This window comes from Saccharothrix ecbatanensis (genome assembly GCF_014205015.1).
Lineage (GTDB): Bacteria > Actinomycetota > Actinomycetes > Mycobacteriales > Pseudonocardiaceae > Actinosynnema > Actinosynnema ecbatanense.
This window is the reverse complement of sequence record NZ_JACHMO010000001.1, coordinates 6,876,369-6,897,533: the sequence shown is the minus strand read 5'-3', so window position 1 is coordinate 6,897,533 and position 21,165 is coordinate 6,876,369. Positions and strand designations below refer to the sequence as shown.

General features: G+C 67.7%; 19 protein-coding genes. 15 read left to right on the top strand and 4 right to left on the bottom strand.

All coding sequences use genetic code 11. The features are described from left to right. Nucleotides 1–3: 3 nt before the first annotated feature. The 3 genes from F4560_RS29600 (at nucleotide 4) to F4560_RS29590 (ending at nucleotide 9,151) form a co-directional block, all read left to right on the top strand. Nucleotides 4–1,191 carry a hypothetical protein gene (locus tag F4560_RS29600; protein WP_184925533.1) on the top strand — a complete coding sequence of 396 codons (1,188 nt, stop codon included), beginning with the start codon at nucleotides 4–6 and terminating at the stop codon, nucleotides 1,189–1,191. A 456-nt stretch (nucleotides 1,192–1,647) separates the two neighbouring features. Beyond that, nucleotides 1,648–5,130, top strand: a complete 3,483-nt coding sequence (rpoB, locus tag F4560_RS29595) for a DNA-directed RNA polymerase subunit beta (protein ID WP_184925530.1) — start codon at nucleotides 1,648–1,650, stop codon at nucleotides 5,128–5,130. 124 nt (nucleotides 5,131–5,254) lie between these two features. Continuing rightward, nucleotides 5,255–9,151 (top strand): DNA-directed RNA polymerase subunit beta', encoded by a 3,897-nt coding sequence (locus tag F4560_RS29590; protein ID WP_184925527.1) that lies wholly within the window; start codon nucleotides 5,255–5,257, stop codon nucleotides 9,149–9,151. Nucleotides 9,152–9,342: 191 nt separating this feature from the next. Here the strand turns inward: F4560_RS29590 and F4560_RS29585 are convergent, their stop codons facing one another. The 4 genes from F4560_RS29585 to F4560_RS29570 form a co-directional block, all read right to left on the bottom strand. After that, entirely contained in the window at nucleotides 9,343–9,714 is a 372-nt protein-coding gene (locus tag F4560_RS29585; protein ID WP_184925525.1) for a hypothetical protein, read from the bottom strand. A gap of 62 nt (nucleotides 9,715–9,776) precedes the next feature. Then, nucleotides 9,777–10,217, bottom strand: coding sequence for a hypothetical protein (locus tag F4560_RS29580; protein ID WP_184925523.1), 441 nt, complete (start codon nucleotides 10,215–10,217; stop codon nucleotides 9,777–9,779). A 107-nt stretch (nucleotides 10,218–10,324) separates the two neighbouring features. After that, nucleotides 10,325–10,630 (bottom strand): TFIIB-type zinc ribbon-containing protein, encoded by a 306-nt coding sequence (locus tag F4560_RS29575; protein ID WP_184925520.1) that lies wholly within the window; start codon nucleotides 10,628–10,630, stop codon nucleotides 10,325–10,327. Nucleotides 10,631–10,668: 38 nt separating this feature from the next. Continuing rightward, entirely contained in the window at nucleotides 10,669–11,538 is an 870-nt protein-coding gene (locus F4560_RS29570) for a phosphotransferase (RefSeq protein ID WP_184925517.1), read from the bottom strand. A gap of 485 nt (nucleotides 11,539–12,023) precedes the next feature. Here F4560_RS29570 and rpsL point away from each other — a divergent pair, with 485 nt between their 5' ends. The 12 genes from rpsL (at nucleotide 12,024) to rpsC (ending at nucleotide 21,164) form a co-directional block, all read left to right on the top strand. Then, nucleotides 12,024–12,398, top strand: a complete 375-nt coding sequence (gene rpsL, locus F4560_RS29565) for a 30S ribosomal protein S12 (protein ID WP_030473471.1) — start codon at nucleotides 12,024–12,026, stop codon at nucleotides 12,396–12,398. Next, the gene (rpsG, locus tag F4560_RS29560) at nucleotides 12,398–12,868 is read left to right on the top strand and encodes a 30S ribosomal protein S7 (RefSeq protein WP_184925513.1); all 471 of its coding nucleotides are present in this window, start codon (nucleotides 12,398–12,400) and stop codon (nucleotides 12,866–12,868) included. Before rpsL ends, rpsG begins: the two co-directional genes overlap by 1 nt. Nucleotides 12,869–12,965: 97 nt before the next feature. Continuing rightward, the gene (gene fusA / locus F4560_RS29555) at nucleotides 12,966–15,068 is read left to right on the top strand and encodes an elongation factor G (RefSeq protein WP_184925510.1); all 2,103 of its coding nucleotides are present in this window, start codon (nucleotides 12,966–12,968) and stop codon (nucleotides 15,066–15,068) included. 141 nt (nucleotides 15,069–15,209) lie between these two features. Continuing rightward, a complete protein-coding gene (gene tuf / locus F4560_RS29550; protein WP_184925508.1) occupies nucleotides 15,210–16,403 on the top strand; it encodes an elongation factor Tu in 1,194 nt (397 codons plus the stop codon). A 326-nt stretch (nucleotides 16,404–16,729) separates the two neighbouring features. Then, nucleotides 16,730–17,035, top strand: a complete 306-nt coding sequence (gene rpsJ, locus F4560_RS29545) for a 30S ribosomal protein S10 (protein ID WP_003938093.1) — start codon at nucleotides 16,730–16,732, stop codon at nucleotides 17,033–17,035. Nucleotides 17,036–17,087: 52 nt separating this feature from the next. Next, a complete protein-coding gene (gene rplC, locus F4560_RS29540) occupies nucleotides 17,088–17,738 on the top strand; it encodes a 50S ribosomal protein L3 (protein WP_184925505.1) in 651 nt (216 codons plus the stop codon). A gap of 2 nt (nucleotides 17,739–17,740) precedes the next feature. Next, complete coding sequence (gene rplD, locus F4560_RS29535; protein ID WP_184925502.1) at nucleotides 17,741–18,433, top strand: 50S ribosomal protein L4; 693 nt, start codon at nucleotides 17,741–17,743, stop codon at nucleotides 18,431–18,433. Further along, nucleotides 18,430–18,729 (top strand): 50S ribosomal protein L23, encoded by a 300-nt coding sequence (rplW, locus tag F4560_RS29530; RefSeq protein WP_053715234.1) that lies wholly within the window; start codon nucleotides 18,430–18,432, stop codon nucleotides 18,727–18,729. Before rplD ends, rplW begins: the two co-directional genes overlap by 4 nt. A gap of 22 nt (nucleotides 18,730–18,751) precedes the next feature. After that, entirely contained in the window at nucleotides 18,752–19,588 is an 837-nt protein-coding gene (gene rplB, locus F4560_RS29525; RefSeq protein ID WP_184925499.1) for a 50S ribosomal protein L2, read from the top strand. 18 nt (nucleotides 19,589–19,606) lie between these two features. Beyond that, the gene (gene rpsS, locus F4560_RS29520; RefSeq protein ID WP_033436717.1) at nucleotides 19,607–19,888 is read left to right on the top strand and encodes a 30S ribosomal protein S19; all 282 of its coding nucleotides are present in this window, start codon (nucleotides 19,607–19,609) and stop codon (nucleotides 19,886–19,888) included. A gap of 35 nt (nucleotides 19,889–19,923) precedes the next feature. Further along, nucleotides 19,924–20,340, top strand: a complete 417-nt coding sequence (rplV, locus tag F4560_RS29515; RefSeq protein ID WP_184925496.1) for a 50S ribosomal protein L22 — start codon at nucleotides 19,924–19,926, stop codon at nucleotides 20,338–20,340. Continuing rightward, on the top strand, nucleotides 20,340–21,164 hold the full coding sequence (rpsC, locus tag F4560_RS29510) for a 30S ribosomal protein S3 (protein WP_184925493.1): 825 nt from the start codon (nucleotides 20,340–20,342) through the stop codon (nucleotides 21,162–21,164). The genes rplV and rpsC overlap by 1 nt, the downstream gene beginning before the upstream one ends. Nucleotide 21,165: the final 1 nt, after the last annotated feature.

The following is a 21,165-nucleotide window of genomic DNA, read 5'->3' as shown; positions in this document are numbered from 1 at the left end:
GAGATGACGTCAGTGCCACCGCCGCCCCGCCGCCGCCCCGTCCCCACCACCCCGACCACCCGGCCGCGCGTCGCCGGCCTGCGCAAACGCCCAGGGGCCACGCCCGTCGAGCTCGCCGGTCGTGAGACCGACCCTGCGACCGGCTTTGAGACCGACCCTGCGGCCGACCCTGCGGCCGACCCTGCGGCCGACCCTGCGACCGACCCTGCGACCGACCCTGCGACCGACACCGAGTTGACGCAGGTCGAGGACGCAAACGCCACGGACGCCACCGCCACCGACCTGGCCGGCGAACCGATGAGCGCCGAGCGTCGCGCGGAGCTGCGGGCCGAGGGCGAGCGTGCCGAGCGCCGTCAGATGGAAGAGGCCGGCCTGATCGAGCCTGGCCTGATCGAGCCCGGTCCGGATGAGCCCGCTCTGGATGGGCCCGCTCTGGATGAGCCGGGTCTGGGTGAACCCGAGGACGACCTGGTCGCACCCGCGCCGCGTCCACGGCCGACCGGTCGTCGCAAGCGCACCGGCGAAGCCGTCGCGCCGAGCGTCCTCACCGACCCCCAGACCGACCCCAAGCCGAAGCACGGCAAGTCGAGGTCCGCCGCCCACCCCCACGACGACCGCACCGACCGCGCCGACCGCACCGACCGCGCCGACCGCGCCGACCGACACGGCCTGGTCCTCCCGATCGCCCTGATCGTGCTGGCAGCCCTCCTCGTCGGCCTCGGTCTCTGGTTCCAGAGCCAGGCGGGCGGCATCCGCTACAACCAGGCCCTGGTGGACAGCGCCGGCACGACCGAGGTGGCCGGTCAGACGCGCGAAGCGGTGGAGAAGGCGTTCTCCTACAACTTCGCCGACATCTCCGCCACCGAGAAGGCGGCCAACGAACTGCTGGTCGGCAAGGCCCAGTGCCAGTACAACGCGATCTTCGAGCCGGTCCGCAAGCTCGCTCCCGAGCAGAAGCTCGTGGTCACGGTGAAGGTCGCCTCCACCGGCGTGACCTCGCTCGACGACGACCGCGCCACCGTTCTCCTCTTCGTCGACCAGGTCGCCCTCCGCACCACCGACAACCAGAGCAGCGGCGGCAGCGCGATGATGCGGGTCGGCGCGCAGAAGGTCGACGGCCGGTGGAAGGTCGACAACATGGAGATGTTCGGCCAGACCGGGGACCAGGCGGCCGAGACCGCCAAGTGCTGACTGACCAGCATCCAGGCGTCCGATCAGCACTCTGAACCCCATATTTCGCCCCAGCACAACGTGATCTGCGACACACTTTTCGCCGGTAACCGAACGGCGTCGTCGACATGTCCCTTCGGGGTCCGCGCACCCGCCAAAGGTTCACGCTTGCTCACGTCCATGTATTTTCGCAGGTCACAGCGGTAACTCCGCGTTATCACCGTTTGCGCCAGTGGAGTGATCGCCGCGTGGCATCTTGACTGTGGGCGTCGGCGGGGTCACTCTGTCGGTGAGCACGAGAAAGGTCCTTCCAGGTGCCTCTCGACAGTTGCCGCGCGCGTGGCTAGACTGCTCCTTTGCGCTGCCCTCTTTCCGTTTGCCCTTCGCCGAGAGCTGGATTGCCGGGCATCGCCGCACCCTTGACAGCCGTGCTAGTTCCGCTGACTAGCCAGCTACCTGTCCCTGGAAGGACGCATCTTGGCGATCTCTCGCGCGACCAAGGCCACTGCTGCGACCAACTCCACGTCGGGGATTCCCGGAGCGCCGAAGCGAGTCTCTTTCGCGAAGATCTACGAACCGCTTGCGACGCCCAACCTGCTCGACCTGCAGATTCAGTCGTTCGAATGGCTCACCGGCGACGAGGCGTGGTTCCAGCGTCGCGTCGACGAAGGTGACGAGGCGCCGACGGGCGGCCTCGAAGAGGTCTTGAACGAGATCTCTCCGATCGAAGACTTCTCCGGCTCGATGTCGCTCTCCTTCTCCGACCCGCGCTTCGACGAGGTCAAGGCCTCGACCGAGGAGTGCAAGGACAAGGACATGACGTACGCCGCCCCGTTGTTCGTCACGGCGGAGTTCACCAACCACACCACTGGCGAGATCAAGAGCCAGACGGTGTTCATGGGTGACTTCCCGATGATGACCGACAAGGGCACGTTCATCATCAACGGCACCGAGCGGGTCGTGGTTTCCCAGCTCGTCCGCTCGCCTGGCGTCTACTACGACACCGCGATCGACAAGACGACCGACAAGGACGTCTTCAGCGTCAAGATCATCCCGTCCCGGGGTGCCTGGCTGGAGTTCGACGTCGACAAGCGCGACACGGTCGGTGTGCGCATCGACCGCAAGCGCCGCCAGCCGGTGACCGTGCTGCTGAAGGCCCTGGGTTGGACCACCGAGCAGATCCGCGAGCGCTTCTCGTTCAGCGAGACGCTGCTGACGACGCTGGAGAAGGACCACACCGCGGGCACCGACGAGGCACTGCTCGACATCTACCGCAAGCTGCGTCCGGGCGAGCCGCCGACCAAGGAGTCCGCGCAGGCGCTGCTGGAGAACTTGTTCTTCAAGGACAAGCGCTACGACCTCGCGAAGGTCGGCCGGTACAAGATCAACAAGAAGCTGGGCCTGGCCTCCCCGATCTCCACGGGTGTGCTGACCGAGGACGACATCGTCACGACGATCGAGTACCTGGTCCGCCTGCACGCCGGTGAGACGTCGATGAAGCCCGGTGAGACCGAGGTGCCCGTCGAGGTCGACGACATCGACCACTTCGGCAACCGCCGCCTGCGCACCGTCGGCGAGCTGATCCAGAACCAGATCCGGGTCGGCCTGTCCCGCATGGAGCGCGTCGTCCGCGAGCGCATGACGACCCAGGACGTCGAGGCCATCACGCCGCAGACCCTGATCAACATCCGCCCGGTGGTGGCGGCGATCAAGGAGTTCTTCGGCACCTCCCAGCTGTCGCAGTTCATGGACCAGACGAACCCGCTCGCGGGCCTGACCCACAAGCGCCGCCTGTCCGCGCTGGGCCCGGGTGGTCTGTCCCGTGAGCGCGCCGGCATGGAGGTCCGCGACGTCCACCCGTCGCACTACGGCCGCATGTGCCCGATCGAGACGCCGGAAGGCCCGAACATCGGCCTGATCGGCTCGCTGTCCTCCTACGGGCGGGTCAACCCGTTCGGCTTCATCGAGACGCCGTACCGCAAGGTCGTCGACGGCCGGGTCACCGACCAGATCGACTACCTGACGGCCGACGAGGAAGACCGCTACGTCAAGGCGCAGGCGAACGCCAAGATCGACGAGGACGGCAACTTCCTCGAGCCGAAGGTCCTGGTCCGCAAGAAGGGCGGCGAGGTCGAGCAGATCGACCCGTCCGACGTGGACTACATGGACGTCTCGCCGCGGCAGATGGTGTCCGCCGCGACCGCGATGATCCCGTTCCTGGAGCACGACGACGCGAACCGCGCCCTGATGGGCGCGAACATGCAGCGTCAGGCGGTGCCGCTGCTGCGCAGCGAGTCCCCGCTGGTCGGCACCGGCATGGAGTTGCGCGCCGCGGTCGACGCCGGTGACGTCGTGGTGGCCAAGAAGACCGGTGTGGTCGAGGAGATCTCCGCCGACTACGTCACGGTCATGGCCGACGACGGCTCGCGGCAGACCTACGGCCTGCACAAGTTCCGCCGCTCGAACCAGGGCACCTGCATCAACCAGAAGCCCATCGTGCACGAGGGCGACCGGGTGCAGACCGGTCAGGTGCTGGCCGACGGCCCGTGCACCGAGAACGGCGAGATGGCCCTGGGCAAGAACCTGCTCGTGGCGATCATGCCGTGGGAGGGCCACAACTACGAGGACGCGATCATCCTGTCGCAGCGCCTCGTGCAGGACGACGTCCTGACCTCGATCCACATCGAGGAGCACGAGATCGACGCGCGGGACACCAAGCTGGGCGCCGAGGAGATCACCCGGGACATCCCGAACGTCTCCGAGGAGGTCCTGGCCGACCTCGACGAGCGCGGCATCATCCGGATCGGCGCCGAGGTACAGCCCGGCGACATCCTGGTCGGCAAGGTCACGCCCAAGGGCGAGACCGAGCTGACCCCGGAGGAGCGCCTGCTCCGCGCGATCTTCGGCGAGAAGGCGCGCGAAGTGCGCGACACGTCGCTGAAGGTGCCGCACGGCGAGTACGGCAAGGTCATCGGCATCCGCGTGTTCAGCCGCGAGGACGACGACGAGCTGCCCCCCGGCGTGAACGAGCTGGTCCGCGTCTACGTGGCCCAGAAGCGCAAGATCCAGGACGGCGACAAGCTCGCCGGCCGCCACGGCAACAAGGGCGTCATCGGCAAGATCCTCCCGGTCGAGGACATGCCGTTCCTGGAGGACGGCACCCCGGTCGACATCGTGCTGAACACGCACGGTGTGCCGCGTCGTATGAACATCGGCCAGGTGTTGGAGACCCACCTCGGGTGGATCGCCAAGCAGGGCTGGAGCATCAACGGGGACCCGGACTGGGCGAAGAACCTGCCGGCGGACCTGTACGACGTGGAGCCTGGCACGAAGACCGCGACCCCGGTCTTCGACGGCGCTCGCGAGGACGAGATCACGGGCCTGCTGGGCTCGACGATCCCGAACCGCGACGGCGAGCGGATGGTCAAGGAGAACGGCAAGGCGGTGCTCCTCGACGGGCGCAGCGGCGAGCCGTACCCCTTCCCGGTGTCGGTCGGCTACATGTACATCCTGAAGCTGCTGCACCTGGTCGACGACAAGATCCACGCACGCTCGACCGGCCCGTACTCGATGATCACGCAGCAGCCGCTGGGTGGTAAGGCGCAGTTCGGTGGCCAGCGCTTCGGTGAAATGGAGTGCTGGGCGATGCAGGCGTACGGCGCCGCATACACCCTCCAGGAACTGCTCACCATCAAGTCCGACGACGTGCTCGGCCGCGTGAAGGTCTACGAGGCCATCGTCAAGGGCGAGAACATCCCGGAGCCGGGTATCCCGGAGTCCTTCAAGGTGCTGCTCAAGGAGCTCCAGTCGCTGTGCCTCAACGTCGAGGTGCTGTCTTCGGACGGCGCCGCGATCGAGATGCGCGACGGCGACGACGAAGACCTCGAACGCGCGGCAGCGAACCTCGGCATCAACCTGTCGAGGTCCGAGTCGCCGTCCGTGGACGACGTCGTCAACTGACCCTCGCCGGTCATCGGGAGGTGGCCAACCCCGAAAGGGTGAAACACCTCCCGGTGGCCCCGCCACCAGCTCCTGAGCCTGCTCTTCTGGGGCAACCGATCCAAAAAAGGGGAAGAGAGTAGACGTGCTCGACGTCAACTTCTTCGATGAGCTTCGTATCGGTCTCGCGACCGCCGATGACATCCGCCAGTGGTCCTTCGGCGAGGTAAAGAAGCCCGAGACCATCAACTACCGCACGCTCAAGCCGGAGAAGGACGGCTTGTTCTGCGAGAAGATCTTCGGTCCCACCCGGGACTGGGAGTGCTACTGCGGCAAGTACAAGCGCGTCCGCTTCAAGGGCATCATCTGCGAGCGCTGCGGCGTCGAGGTGACGCGTGCCAAGGTGCGCCGTGAGCGGATGGGCCACATCGAACTGGCCGCGCCCGTCACGCACATCTGGTACTTCAAGGGCGTCCCCAGCCGGTTGGGCTACCTGCTCGACCTGGCGCCCAAGGACCTCGAGAAGATCATCTACTTCGCGGCCTACGTGATCGTGGGCGTGAACACCGACCTGCGCCACAACGACCTGCCCACGCTCGACAACGAGATGCAGGTCGAGCGCAAGCGGGTCGAGAACCGCCGTGACGCGGACGTCGAGGCCCGTGCGCAGAAGCTGGAAGCCGACCTGGCCGAGCTGGAGGCGGAGGGCGCCAAGTCCGACGTCCGCCGCAAGGTCAAGGAGGGCGGCGAGCGTGAGATGCGCCAGCTCCGCGACCGCGCCCAGCGCGAGCTGGACCGGCTCGACGAGATCTGGTCCACCTTCACCAAGCTCGAGCGCGCCCAGCTGATCGCGGACGAGATGCTGTACCGCGAGCTGTACGACCGCTACGGCGACTACTTCACCGGCGCCATGGGCGCCGAGGCCATCCAGCGCCTCCTGGGTGACTACGACGTGGACGCCGAGGCCGACGTGCTGCGCGAGACCATTCGCAGCGGCAAGGGCCAGAAGAAGCTCCGCGCCCTCAAGCGGTTGAAGGTCGTGGCCGCCTTCCAGGCGACCCGCAACAACCCGCAGGGCATGGTGCTGGACTGCGTCCCGGTCATCCCGCCGGACCTGCGCCCGATGGTGCAGCTCGACGGTGGCCGCTTCGCCACGTCCGACCTGAACGACCTGTACCGCCGGGTCATCAACCGGAACAACCGCCTCAAGCGACTGATCGACCTCGGCGCGCCCGAGATCATCGTCAACAACGAGAAGCGGATGCTCCAGGAGGCCGTCGACGCGCTGTTCGACAACGGCCGCCGCGGCCGGCCGGTGACGGGTCCGGGCAACCGGCCGCTCAAGTCGCTGTCCGACCTGCTCAAGGGCAAGCAGGGCCGGTTCCGCCAGAACCTGCTCGGCAAGCGCGTCGACTACTCGGGCCGTTCGGTCATCGTGGTCGGCCCGCAGCTGAAGCTGCACCAGTGCGGTCTGCCCAAGCAGATGGCGCTGGAGCTGTTCAAGCCGTTCGTGATGAAGCGGCTGGTCGACCTCAACCACGCGCAGAACATCAAGTCCGCCAAGCGGATGGTGGAGCGCGCGCGCCCCGCCGTGTGGGACGTGCTGGAAGAGGTCATCACCGAGCACCCCGTGCTGCTGAACCGGGCGCCCACGCTGCACCGACTGGGCATCCAGGCGTTCGAGCCGCAGCTGGTCGAGGGCAAGGCCATCCAGCTCCACCCGCTGGTCTGCGAGGCGTTCAACGCCGACTTCGACGGTGACCAGATGGCAGTCCACCTGCCGCTGTCCGCCGAGGCGCAGGCCGAGGCGCGCGTGCTGATGCTGTCCTCGAACAACATCCTCTCGCCCGCGTCGGGCAAGCCGCTGGCCATGCCGCGTCTGGACATGGTGACCGGCCTGTTCCACCTGACCCGGCACAAGGAGGGCGACCTCGGCGAAGGCCAGGCCTACTCCTCGCCCGCCGAGGCGCAGATGGCGTACGACCGCAAGGTCCTCGGCCTCCAGTCCATGGTCAAGATCCGGATCACGGACAAGAACCCGCCGAAGGGCCAGGAGCCGGAGGGCTGGGAGCCCGGTCAGCCGTGGCTGGCCACGACCACCCTCGGTCGCGTGCTGTTCAACGAGGTCCTGCCGCAGGACTACGCGTTCATCAACGAGGTCATGCCCAAGAAGCGGCAGGCCACGATCATCAACGACCTGGCCGAGCGGTACCCGATGGTCACCGTCGCCCGGACGCTGGACAAGCTGAAGGACGCCGGTTTCTACTGGGCCACCCGGTCGGGCGTCACGGTCGCGATCTCCGACGTGCTCGTGCCGGAAGCCAAGCAGGGCATCCTGGACGAGCACGAGAAGCTCGCGGACGCGGTCGAGAAGCGCTACCAGCGCGGTCAGCTCTCCCACACGGAGCGCAACAACGAGCTGGTCAAGGTGTGGACCAAGGCCACCGAAGAGGTCGCCGAGGTGATGGAGGCCAACTTCCCCGAGGACAACTCGATCCGCATGATCGTGATGTCCGGGGCGGCGGGCAACATGACCCAGGTCCGCTCGCTGGCCGGTATGCGTGGTCTGGTGACCAACCCGAAGGGCGAGTACATCCCGCGCCCGATCAAGAGCTCGTTCCGCGAGGGCTTGTCGGTGCTGGAGTACTTCATCGCCACGCACGGCGCCCGCAAGGGTCTGGCCGACACCGCGCTGCGCACCGCCGACTCGGGTTACCTGACCCGTCGTCTGGTGGACGTCTCGCAGGACGTCATCATCCGCGAGGTCGACTGCGGCACCACCCGCGGCGTGCAGATGACCGTCGGTGAGCGTCAGGGCGACAAGGTCGTGCTGGCGGAGTTCGCGCAGACGAGTGTGTACGCGCGGACCATCGCCGAGGAGATCACCGACGCCAACGGCAACGTGGTGCTCAACCGCAGCGACGACCTGGGCGACCCGGCGCTGGCGACGCTCGTCGAGGCGGGCGTGACCAGGGTCAAGGTGCGCTCGGTGCTGACCTGCGAGTCCGCGGTCGGTGTGTGCGCGTCCTGCTACGGCCGTTCGATGGCGACCGGCAAGCTGGTCGACGTCGGCGAGGCCGTCGGCATCGTGGCCGCGCAGTCCATCGGTGAGCCCGGCACGCAGCTCACCATGCGTACGTTCCACCAGGGTGGTGTGGCCGGTGACGACATCACCACTGGTCTGCCCCGTGTGCAGGAGCTGTTCGAGGCCCGGGTGCCGAAGGGCAAGGCGCCCATCGCGGACGTCGACGGCCGGGTGCGCATCGAGGACGGCGACCGGTTCTGGAAGATCACCCTCATCCCGGACGACGGGTCCGAGGAGATCCTCTTCGAGAAGCTGTCCAAGCGTCAGCGGCTCGCGAACACGGCGACCGGCCCGTTGCAGGACGGCGACCACGTGGGCGTCGGCCAGCAGCTGCTGGAAGGCACGCCCGACCCGCACGAGGTGCTGCGCGTGATGGGTCCGCGTGAGGCCCAGCTCCACCTGGTGGGTGAGGTCCAGAAGGTGTACCGGGCCCAGGGTGTGGCGATCCACGACAAGCACATCGAGGTCATCGTCCGGCAGATGCTGCGCCGGGTGACGATCATCGACTCGGGTGCGACCGAGTTCCTGCCGGGCTCGCTGGTCGAGCGCGCGGAGTTCGAGTCGGGCAACCGGGCCGTGGTGGCCGAAGGCGGCGAGCCCGCTGCCGGTCGTCCGGTGCTGATGGGTATCACGAAGGCGTCGCTGGCCACGGACTCGTGGTTGTCGGCGGCCTCCTTCCAGGAGACGACGAGGGTGTTGACGGACGCCGCCATCAACGGGCGTTCGGACAAGCTCATCGGCCTGAAGGAGAACGTGATCATCGGCAAGCTGATCCCGGCCGGCACCGGCATCAACCGGTACCGGAACATCCAGGTGCAGCCGACCGAGGAAGCCCGCGCGGCGGCGTACGCCATCCCGAGCTACGACGACGGCTACTACACGCCGGACGTCTTCGGCACGGGCACCGGCGCGGCCGTCCCGCTGGACGACTACGACTTCGGCCGCGACTACCGCTGAAGTAGCTAGTTGACCGAAAGGCCCCCGGAGCCTCCCGCTCCGGGGGCCTTTCGCATGCCGTGGACCGGAGCGGGCAGGTAGGTCAGGGGCGAACGGCCAGGTCAGGGGGAGCGGCCGGGTCAGGGGGAGCGGCCGGGTCAGGGGGAGCGGCCGGGCCAGGGGGAGCGGCCAGCTCAGAGCGAGCAGCCGGGTCAGGGCGAGCGGCGGCGGGACTTGGCGAGGGCGCGGGCTCGGGCCACCAGGTCGTCGACCAGGTCGGCGTCGGCGATCGGGGGAGCGGCGTCCTCGCAGCACGGCGGTTTGGTGCGCTTTTCGGACAGTTTCGGGCGCACGCCGGCGAGTTCGTACAAAGTCTCGTAAAGGTCCCGGCCGGGATCGTCGTCGTGCGGTCCGACGAGCAAAATCCACGCGGTCCGGGGGGTGGGGAATGCGACTATCACGCGATCGGCGCCGCGGAGGTGTTTCACGCAGAGCCGGGGCAGTGGTTCCGGGCCTGTCACGCGGTACCCGAGGGCCAGGCAGCCGCTGTGCGCCAGTTCGTCCAGGAACCTGTCGTAGGCCACCCGCGCGGCGCCGCGCAGGCCCGCCGCCTGATGACTGGCGACCGGCGTCTCGACGACCTTGATCAGCGCACCACGCGTCCTTCACCGCGGTGCATCTGCGCCAGGCTGTCGGCCAGGTCCGCACGCTCCAACAGCGCGGAATCGCTCAACCGCCGGTGCACCTCGTCCAACAGCGCGCGGCTCCTGCCGGCCCGCCTCAGCTCGGCCACCACGTGCAGCACCTCGTGCAGCCGCTCGGCGTCCAACAACATCCGGGGCTCACGGCTGTGGATGGCGAGCACACCCTCGCGCGCCCACGCCTTGACCGTCTTCTCGGTGAGGTCCAGCAGCTCCCCGGCCACCACCGGACGCACCGGTGGCGCCTTGCGCAACGTCTTCGTCACCACGCCGTTCAGCTTGCGACGCCGCTCGTCGCCTTCGGCCAGGCTCGACGCGACCTCTTCGATCTCCTCGATCCGATCGAACAGGTCACGGATCTGCGCGGCCTCGGTGGCGACGGACATGACGGACCTCCTCCGGTCACTACCGATTATCACCCGGTTTTTCGGTAGTGGCAACGGTGGCCCCGCGCACAGGCGCGGGGCCACCACCGTAGGACCGGACCGGAAGGTCAGGACGAGAAGAACAGCCCGCCCAGACCGCGGTGCTTCCGGTGGCCGTAGTGACCTCCGTGGCTGCCGTACCCCGGTGCGGCGCCCCAACCCGGCTGGACCGGCTGCTGGACGTAGTGCACCTGCGCCGGCTGGGGCGCGGCGGGCGGCGGGGGCGGCGGTGCCATCTGCTGCTGCTCCAAGCGGGTGATGGCCTCGAGCTCGCCGTAGTCGAGGAAGACCCCGCGGCAGCCATCACACTGCTCGATGTGCACGCCCATGCGGTCGAAGGTGCGCATGTTCGCATGACACTTGGGACACTGCATCGTGTGAGCCTCCTGCTCTTGACGCGATAAATCCGATATTAGCCGCGCGGCTTGGGTTCGTGTGTCGACACGATGCGGGCGCACGCGTCGATCAGCGCTTCCTGAGCTTCGGTCAGCTCCTTCTCGTCGCGCTGTGCAGCGGAAAGGGCACGCGCCGCCATCTGAACGACCAAAGCGCGCGCCGGAGCCTCCAGTACGGACCACGGGTCGTCCCGCGGCACGCCCGCCCCGCCCGCGTCGAGGTACGACCCGAGCAGCCGTCCCCACGCCTCGGCATCCAACACCCCCGCGGCGTGCAGTGCCGCCGGGCGGGCCACGTCCCACGCCGGATCGCCGACGCCGAGGTCGTCCACGTCGATCAACCGGTACCCGTCCCGCCACACCAGTTGACCGAGGTGCCAGTCGCCGTGGATGAGCGTGGTCCCGGAGTTGTCGAACGCCGGCAGCGTGGTGAACGCCCGCCGCACCAGTTGCGCCGCGGGCGTGTCCAAGGTCAGGTCGCGCACCGCCCGTTCCATCCGGGGATGTGCCCCGGCGAGCGGCACGGGCGGCGCGAAGTCTTCGGCGGTGAACCGGTGCAACGCCGCCAACATCCGCCCGGCGGCCTCCATCGGCAGGTCCTCGGGCTCGCTCTGCGGCACCGGCGTGCCCATCGGCCACGCCGTGACGACCCGGCCGAGCACAATCGCGGGCGCCGACCGGGGCGTCAGCAGAAGTTCACCCAAGCGTGGGTCGGCGGCCAGTCGGAGCCGTTGCGCGAGCACCGCGAGGTCCGTGCCCGCTTCGTGCGCCTTGAGCACCACGTCCGCGACCCGGACCACCACGACGTCACCGCGCACCGCGAGCACCTCGGGCGACGCGTCGGCGGCCACCAGCGCCGCCATGCCCGCGATGAGGTCGGAGTTCACACCGTCAGTGTGACCGGCGTCGGTGAACGGTCGTGTTCACGGGTGGCGGTGAGCAAGGTCACCGGCCTGTGCGGCAGCCACGCCTACGGGTGAAACGGGGGTCATTTGAGCCTGCGACATCCCCGCATTCGTGTTCTGATGGCCGTTGAGTAGCCCTCGGCCTTGCGGCCGACCACTTCGAGCGCAGGCGCGGTCGCGGATCCGTTTTGACCCGTGGGAACCAAGCGGGGTATCTTTGGTACTCGTGCCCGACCCATGTCGGGCCGCTCCGCGTGCCTACGCGCCAGTGGTGCTGGAAAGCCGGCCGCGGTGACCTCCACGCGTAGGGGCATCCTGGGATGTTGCCTGCGGACCTGAGGAGATGGCGTTGCCTTTCGGCTCCGCCGAGGGCAGCGACACGCCCGACCTCGGGTGCAGAGAGGGACCAAGTAAACAGCGCTCGTCGCCCACGCGGCGGGCACGCAAACGGAAGAAGCAGCCGGCGTATGCCAACGATCCAGCAGCTGGTCCGTAAGGGCCGGCAGGACAAGGTCGCCAAGCAGAAGACCGCGGCGCTCAAGGGCAGCCCGCAGCGGCGCGGTGTGTGCACCCGCGTCTACACGACCACGCCCAAGAAGCCGAACTCGGCGCTGCGCAAGGTCGCCCGCGTGAAGCTGACGAGCGGTATCGAGGTGACGGCCTACATCCCCGGTGAGGGCCACAACCTCCAGGAGCACTCGATGGTGCTCGTCCGCGGCGGTCGTGTGAAGGACCTCCCCGGCGTCCGCTACAAGATCATCCGCGGGTCGCTCGACACGCAGGGCGTGAAGAACCGTAAGCAGGCTCGCAGCCGCTACGGCGCGAAGAAGGAGAAGAGCTGATGCCCCGCAAGGGACCGGCCCCGAAGCGGCCGCTGATCACCGACCCGGTCTACAGCTCTCCGCTGGTGACCCAGCTCATCAACAAGGTGCTGGTCGACGGCAAGCGCTCCGTGGCCGAGCGGATCGTGTACGGCGCCCTCGAAGGCGCCCGCGACAAGAACGGCACCGACCCGGTCGTCACGCTCAAGCGTGCGCTGGACAACGTCAAGCCCGCGCTTGAGGTGAAGTCCCGCCGCGTCGGTGGCGCCACCTACCAGGTGCCGATCGAGGTCAAGCCCGGCCGCTCGACCACGCTGGCGCTGCGCTGGCTGATCACCTACTCCCGGCAGCGCCGTGAGAAGACCATGATCGAGCGCCTGATGAACGAGCTGCTCGACGCGAGCAACGGCCTGGGCGCGAGCGTCAAGCGCCGCGAGGACACGCACAAGATGGCCGAGTCGAACAAGGCCTTCGCCCACTACCGCTGGTGACGTGCCGCCAGGCGGGGCAGCCCCGAGTTGCCCCGCCTGGCGCCTCCCGGCCCTAGTGAGCCTGCTACCAGCTAGCTCAAGACAGGGGAAGAAACCCGTGGCACAGGACGTGCTCACCGACCTGGCCAAGGTCCGCAACATCGGGATCATGGCCCATATCGACGCGGGCAAGACCACGACGACCGAGCGGATCCTGTTCTACACCGGGATCAGCTACAAGATCGGCGAGGTCCACGACGGCGCCGCGGTGATGGACTGGATGGAGCAGGAGCAGGAGCGCGGCATCACGATCACGTCGGCCGCGACGACCTGCTTCTGGAAGAACCACCAGATCAACATCATCGACACGCCGGGCCACGTCGACTTCACCGTCGAGGTCGAGCGGAACCTGCGGGTGCTCGACGGCGCCGTCGCGGTGTTCGACGGCAAGGAAGGTGTCGAGCCCCAGTCCGAGCAGGTCTGGCGCCAGGCCACCAAGTACGACGTCCCGCGCATCTGCTTCGTCAACAAGATGGACAAGCTGGGCGCGGACTTCTACTTCACCGTCCGCACGATCCAGGAGCGCCTGGGCGCGAAGCCGCTGCCCATCCAGCTCCCGATCGGGTCGGAAAGCGACTTCATCGGCGTGATCGACCTGGTCGAGATGCGCGCGCTGACGTGGCGTGGTGAGGTCCAGAAGGGTGAGGACTACACGGTCGAGGAGATCCCGGCCGACCTCGCCGACAAGGCCGCCGAGTACCGCGAGCAGTTGGTCGAGGCCGTGGCCGACACCGACGACGAGCTGATGGAGATGTACCTCGCGGGCGAGGCGTTCTCCGTCGAGCAGATCAAGACGGGCATCCGCGCGATCGTCAAGAACCGCTCCGGTTACCCGGTGATGTGCGGCTCGGCGTTCAAGAACAAGGGCGTCCAGCCCATGCTCGACGCGGTGATCGACTACCTGCCGGCTCCGCTGGACCTCCCGCCGGTCGAGGGCACGCTCCAGGACGGCGAGACGCCGGCCTTCCGCGCGCCGAACACCGACGAGCCGTTCGCCGCGCTCGCGTTCAAGATCGCCACGCACCCGTTCTTCGGCAAGCTGACCTACATCCGGGTGTACTCGGGCAAGATCGCCGCGGGCACCCAGGTCATCAACTCGACCAAGGACCGCAAGGAGCGCATCGGGAAGGTCTTCCAGATGCACGCCAACAAGGAGAACCCGGTCGACGAGGCCATGGCGGGCCACATCTACGCGGTGATCGGCCTGAAGGACACCACCACCGGTGAGACGCTCTGCGACCCGCAGAACCCCATCGTGCTGGAGTCCATGACCTTCCCCGAGCCGGTCATCCAGGTGGCGATCGAGCCGAAGACGAAGGCCGACCAGGAGAAGCTGGGCACCGCGATCCAGAAGCTGGCCGAGGAGGACCCGACGTTCCGGGTCAACCTCGACCAGGAGACCGGTCAGACCATCATCGCCGGCATGGGCGAGCTCCACCTGGACATCCTGGTGGAACGCATGCGCCGCGAGTTCAAGGTCGACGCGAACATCGGCAAGCCGCAGGTGGCGTACCGGGAGACGATCCGCCGCAAGGTGGAGAAGTACTCCTACACCCACAAGAAGCAGACCGGTGGCTCGGGCCAGTTCGCCAAGATCCTCATCGACCTGGAGCCGCTGGAGAAGACCGAGGACGGCGCTCTCTACGAGTTCGTCAACAGTGTCAGCGGTGGCCGCATCCCCAGGGAGTACATCCCGTCGGTGGACGCGGGCGCCCAGGACGCGATGCGGTACGGCGTGCTGGCGGGCTACCCGCTGGTGGGCGTCAAGCTGACCCTGGTCGACGGCGCCTACCACGAGGTCGACTCGTCGGAGATGGCGTTCAAGATCGCGGGCTCGATCGCGCTCAAGGAAGCGGCCCGCCTGGCGAGCCCGGCCATCCTCGAACCGCTGATGGCCGTCGAGGTCACCACGCCCGAGGACTACATGGGCGACGTGATCGGCGACTTGAACTCCCGCCGTGGCCAGATCCAGGCCATGGAAGAACGCAGTGGTGCCCGTGTCATCAAGGCGCTGGTCCCGCTGTCGGAGATGTTCGGGTATGTCGGCGACCTGAGGTCCAGGACCCAGGGTCGCGCGAACTACTCGATGACCTTTGACTCCTACGCCGAGGTTCCCGCGAACGTGGCGAAGGAGATCATCGCGAAGGCTACGGGCGAGTAACCCCAACCGGAGCACCGCAGCACCACGCGGGCTCTCCGGGGGGATCGCCCCGGGGTCCGCAACAACCGACCCTGACGTGACGTCCGGCGGGCGGCAAGCCGCCCGCCGGGCTAAGCAATAGAAGTCCAGGAGGACAATCCAGTGGCGAAGGCGAAGTTCGAGCGGACGAAGCCGCACGTCAACATCGGCACCATCGGTCACATCGACCACGGAAAGACGACGCTGACCGCGGCGATTTCCAAGGTGCTGCACGACGAGTTCCCGGACCTGAACCCCTTCACGCCGTTCGACCAGATCGACAAGGCGCCGGAGGAGAAGCAGCGCGGTATCACGATCTCGATCGCGCACATCGAGTACCAGACGGCGAACCGGCACTACGCGCACGTCGACTGCCCCGGTCACGCCGACTACATCAAGAACATGATCACCGGTGCGGCGCAGATGGACGGCGCCATCCTGGTGGTCGCGGCGACCGACGGCCCGATGCCGCAGACCAAGGAGCACGTGCTCCTGGCCCGCCAGGTCGGTGTGCCCTACATCGTGGTGGCCCTGAACAAGGCCGACATGGTGGACGACGAGGAGATCCTGGAGCTCGTCGAGCTCGAGGTCCGCGAGCTGCTCTCCGACTACGAGTTCCCCGGTGACGACCTGCCGGTCGTCCGCGTCTCCGCGCTGAAGGCGCTGGAGGGCGACGCCGAGTGGAGCAAGGCGCTGCTCGGCTTGATGGCTGCCGTGGACGAGAACATCCCGGAGCCGGAGCGCGAGGTCGACCGTCCGTTCCTCATGCCGGTCGAGGACGTCTTCACGATCACCGGCCGCGGCACCGTGGTGACCGGTCGTATCGAGCGCGGCATCGTCAAGGTCAACGAAGAGGTCGAGATCGTCGGCATCCGGGAGACCTCGAAGAAGACGATCGTCACCTCGATCGAGATGTTCAAGAAGTTCCTCGACGAGGGCCGCGCGGGCGACAACGCCGCGCTGCTGCTGCGTGGCGTGAAGCGCGAGGAGGTGGAGCGCGGCATGGTGATCATCAAGCCGGGCACCACGACCCCGCACACCGAGTTCGACGCGCAGGTCTACATCCTGTCGAAGGACGAGGGTGGCCGCCACACGCCGTTCTTCAACAACTACCGCCCGCAGTTCTACTTCCGCACGACCGACGTGACCGGCGTCGTGACCCTCCCCGAGGGCACCGAGATGGTCATGCCGGGCGACACCACGACCATGGCCGTGAAGCTGATCCAGCCGATCGCCATGGACGAGGGCCTGCGGTTCGCCATCCGCGAGGGTGGTCGCACCGTGGGTGCGGGCTCGGTCACCAAGATCATCAAGTGATCTAGCTCTACAACTACACCCCCGATTTGGTCTCGGCACCCAGGTGTGCGACCATTGACGGGTTGCTCGTCGGGGCGGCCGGTTCGAGTTGTGGACTCGGCCGCCCCGTCACGAGCGGGGTTTGATCAGTAGTACAATCCCACAGGTTTCATCAGTGGGACCGGTCTATGCGTTGGGGCGCGACACGCCCGACCGCGTGGACCGGGCACCGTGACACCGCTCGGTGTCAATCCTGAATAGGGGGCGGAGCGCGCCGGAGGTCCCGTGACCTCGTGCAAGGTGCCCGCACCGCAGCGGTACTAGAAGCAGAGGAACGGCAAGCCATCATGGCGGGACAGAAGATCCGCATCCGGCTCAAGGCCTACGACCACGAGGCGATCGACGCGTCCGCGCGCAAGATCGTCGAGACCGTGACGCGCACCGGCGCTCGGGTCGTCGGGCCTGTGCCGCTGCCCACTGAGAAGAACGTTTACTGCGTCATCCGCTCGCCGCACAAGTACAAGGACTCGCGCGAGCACTTCGAGATGCGCACGCACAAGCGTCTGATCGACATCCTCGACCCGACGCCGAAGACGGTGGACGCGCTCATGCGCATCGACCTGCCGGCGAGCGTCGACGTCAACATCCAGTAAGCGTTGGACGCGGCAGTGTTGATCCCATTTGGGGCGGAGAGTAACGAGACCCATGTCTGACAGGCAGGTTAAGGGCCTCCTGGGCACCAAGCTCGGCATGACTCAGGTCTTCGACGAGAACAACCGGATCGTTCCGGTTACCGTCGTCAAGGCCGAGCCGAACGTGGTCACCCAGGTTCGGACCCAGGAAATCGACGGCTACTCGGCCGTGCAGTTGGCGTTCGGCGCGATCGACCCGCGCAAGGTCAACAAGCCCGTCGCGGGCCACTACGCCAAGGCGGGCGTCACGCCCCGCCGGCACTTGGCGGAGCTGCGCACCACGGACGCGTCCGAGTACACGGTCGGCCAGGAAATCACCGCTGAGGTCTTCGAGGCCGGCGCGGTGGTCGACGTGGTCGGCACCACCAAGGGCAAGGGCACCGCGGGCGTTATGAAGCGCCACGGCTTCCACGGCCTCGGCGCGAGCCACGGCACGCAGCGCAAGCACCGCTCACCCGGTTCCATCGGCGGTTGCGCCACCCCGGGTCGAGTGTTCAAGGGCATGCGCATGGCGGGCCGCATGGGCCACGTCCGCGTGACCACCCAGAACCTGAAGGTGCACCGCGTTGACGCCGAGTCCGGCCTGCTGCTCATCAAGGGCGCGGTTCCGGGCCCCAAGGGCGGCACCGTGTTCATCAAGACCGCTTCGAAGGGTGGTGCCTGATCATGACTTCCGTTGAGGTCCGCACCCCGGCAGGCCAGACCGACGGTTCCGTCGAGCTGCCCGCCGCGATCTTCGACGCGCAGGCGAACGTGGCGCTGCTGCACCAGGTCGTCGTGGCCCAGTTGGCCGCGGCCCGCCAGGGCACGCACTCCACGAAGACCCGCGGCGAAGTTCGCGGTGGTGGCAAGAAGCCGTACCGGCAGAAGGGCACCGGCCGCGCCCGTCAGGGCTCGACCCGCGCGCCCCAGTTCGTCGGTGGTGGCGTCGTCCACGGTCCCCAGCCGCGTGACTACAGCCAGCGCACCCCCAAGAAGATGAAGGCCGCCGCCCTGCGCGGTGCCCTCTCGGACCGGGCGCGCGCCGGCCAGGTGCACGTGGTGAGCGGTTTCGTCGAGGGCGACGCTCCGTCGACCAAGGCGGCCCGCAAGGTCGTGGAGACGGTCACCGAGGCTCGCCGAGTGCTGGCAGTGCTGCTGCGCACGGACGAGGTTTCGTGGGTCAGCCTGCGCAACCTGCCGCACGTGCACATCATCGCGCCGGACCAGCTCAACACCTACGACGTGCTGGTCAACGACGACGTGGTGTTCACCAAGGACGCGCTCGACGTGTTCCTGGCGAGCAAGGCCCAGCACGGGCAGGGCTCTGCCGAGGCCACCGCCGAGTCGTCGGAGTCGGACGAGGAGGCCGCGAAGTGATCCCCGACCACCGGGATATTTTGCTCGCGCCGGTCATCTCCGAGAAGTCCTACGGGCTGCTCGAGGAGAACAAGTACACCTTCGTGGTGGCTCCCGGCTCGAACAAGACCCAGATCAAGATTGCCGTGGAGAAGGTCTTCGGCGTCAAGGTCGTCAGCGTCAACACGCTCAACCGCCAGGGCAAGCGCAAGCGCACCCGGACCGGTTATGGCAAGCGCAAGGACACCAAGCGCGCCATCGTGACGCTGTCCGCCGAGAGCAAGCCGATCGAGATCTTCGGCGGCCCGGCCGCCTGATGACGACGAGGACTGCGTAGAGATGGGCATTCGCAAGTACAAGCCGACGACCCCCGGTCGTCGCGGTGCGAGCGTCTCCGACTTCGCCGAGATCACTCGGACGACGCCGGAGAAGTCGCTGGTCCGCCCGCTGCACGGCCGTGGTGGCCGCAACGCTTCGGGCAAGATCACGACGCGGCACAAGGGTGGTGGCCACAAGCGGGCGTACCGCCTCATCGATTTCCGTCGCACCGACAAGGACGGCGTGCCGGCCAAGGTCGCGCACATCGAGTACGACCCCAACCGCACCGCGCGCATCGCGCTGCTGCACTACCTCGACGGCGAGAAGCGGTACATCATCGCGCCGGCGAAGTTGTCGCAGGGCGACATGGTGGAGAACGGCCCGAAGGCTGACATCAAGCCGGGCAACAACCTGCCGCTGCGCAACATCCCGGTCGGCACGGTGGTCCACGCGATCGAGCTCCGCCCCGGCGGCGGCGCGAAGATCGCCCGGTCGGCCGGCGCCAGCGTGCAGCTCGTCGCCAAGGACGGCCCCTACGCCCAGCTGCGGATGCCCTCGGGCGAAATCCGCAACGTGGACGTCCGGTGCCGCGCCACGGTCGGCGAGGTCGGCAACGCCGAGCACCAGAACATCAACTGGGGCAAGGCGGGCCGGATGCGGTGGAAGGGTCGCAAGCCCACCGTCCGCGGTGTGGCCATGAACCCGGTCGACCACCCGCACGGTGGTGGTGAGGGCAAGACCTCCGGTGGTCGCCACCCGGTGAACCCGGCGGGCAAGCCCGAGGGTCGTACCCGTAGCCGCAAGAAGCCAAGCGACAAGCTCATCGTCCGGCGTCGTCGCACCGGTAAGAAGCGCTGAGCAGGGAGGGAGTGAAGGATGCCTCGCAGCCTTAAGAAGGGCCCCTTCGTGGACGACCACCTGCTCAAGAAGGTGGACGTCCTCAACGAGTCGGGCAAGAAGACCGTCATCAAGACCTGGTCCCGCCGGTCGACGATCATCCCCGACATGTTGGGCCACACGATCGCGGTGCACGACGGCCGCAAGCACGTGCCGGTGTTCGTCTCGGAAGCGATGGTCGGGCACAAGCTCGGCGAATTCGCCCCGACCCGCACGTTCAAGGGCCACATCAAGGACGACCGGAAGTCGCGCCGTCGCTAGGCGACGAACTAGAGGAAGAGCAAGGGGAAGCAGCGATGAACGCCCGTAACGAAGCCGAAGCGCCGGAGCTCCCGCGCGCCGTGGCTCGGGCTCGCTACGTCCGTGACACGCCCATGAAGGTGCGTCGCGTCGTCGAGCTCATCAGGGGTCGTAGCGCCAGCGAGGCCCTGGCCGTGCTCCAGTTCGCGCCGCAGGCGGCAAGTGAGCCGGTCCGCAAGGTGCTTCAGAGCGCCGTGGCCAACGCCGAGAACAACCTGTCCCTGGACCCCGACACCCTCTGGGTGTCGAAGATCTACGTGGACGAGGGCCCGACCCTCAAGCGTTTCCGGCCGCGCGCCCAGGGCCGCGCTTACCGGATCCGCAAGCGGACGAGCCACATCACCGTCGAGGTGGAGAGCCGTCCGAAGAAGACCAGCGCGAAGGCCGGCGCTGACAGGAAGGGGGCTCGGTAGTGGGCCAGAAAATCAACCCGCACGGCTTCCGACTTGGTATCACCACGGACTGGAAGTCCCGCTGGTACGCCGACAAGCAGTACGCCGAGTACGTGGGCGAGGATGTCAAGATCCGCAAGCTGCTCTCCAAGGGCATGGAGCGGGCCGGCATCTCCAAGGTGGAGATCGAGCGCACCCGTGACCGGGTTCGCGTCGACATCCACACCGCCCGGCCGGGCATCGTCATCGGCCGTCGCGGCGCCGAGGCCGACCGCATCCGCGGTGAGCTGGAGAAGCTCACCAAGAAGCAGGTGCAGCTCAACATCCTCGAGGTGAAGAGCCCCGAGTCGGACGCGCAGCTCGTCGCGCAGGGCGTGGCGGAGCAGCTGTCCAACCGGGTCGCCTTCCGCCGCGCGATGCGCAAGGCCATCCAGTCGGCCATGCGTTCGCCCCAGGTGAAGGGCATCCGCGTGCAGTGCGGCGGTCGTCTCGGCGGTGCCGAGATGTCCCGTTCCGAGCACTACCGCGATGGCCGAGTGCCGCTGCACACGCTGCGTGCCGACATCGACTACGGCTTCTTCGAGGCCCGCACCACGTTCGGTCGTATCGGCGTGAAGGTGTGGATCTACAAGGGCGACATTGTCGGTGGCCTCAGCGCCAAGCGTGAGCGTGACGCCGCTCCGGCGGCCGACCGCGCGCCGCGCCGCGACCGCGACCGTGCCGACCGCCCGAACAGGGCGCGTCGTTCGGGCGCCAGCGGCACCACCGCGACCAGCACCGAGGCCGGCCGGGCCGCTGCGGGCGACCAGGCCGCCGCGCCGACCGAAGAGAAGACGGAGGGCTGAG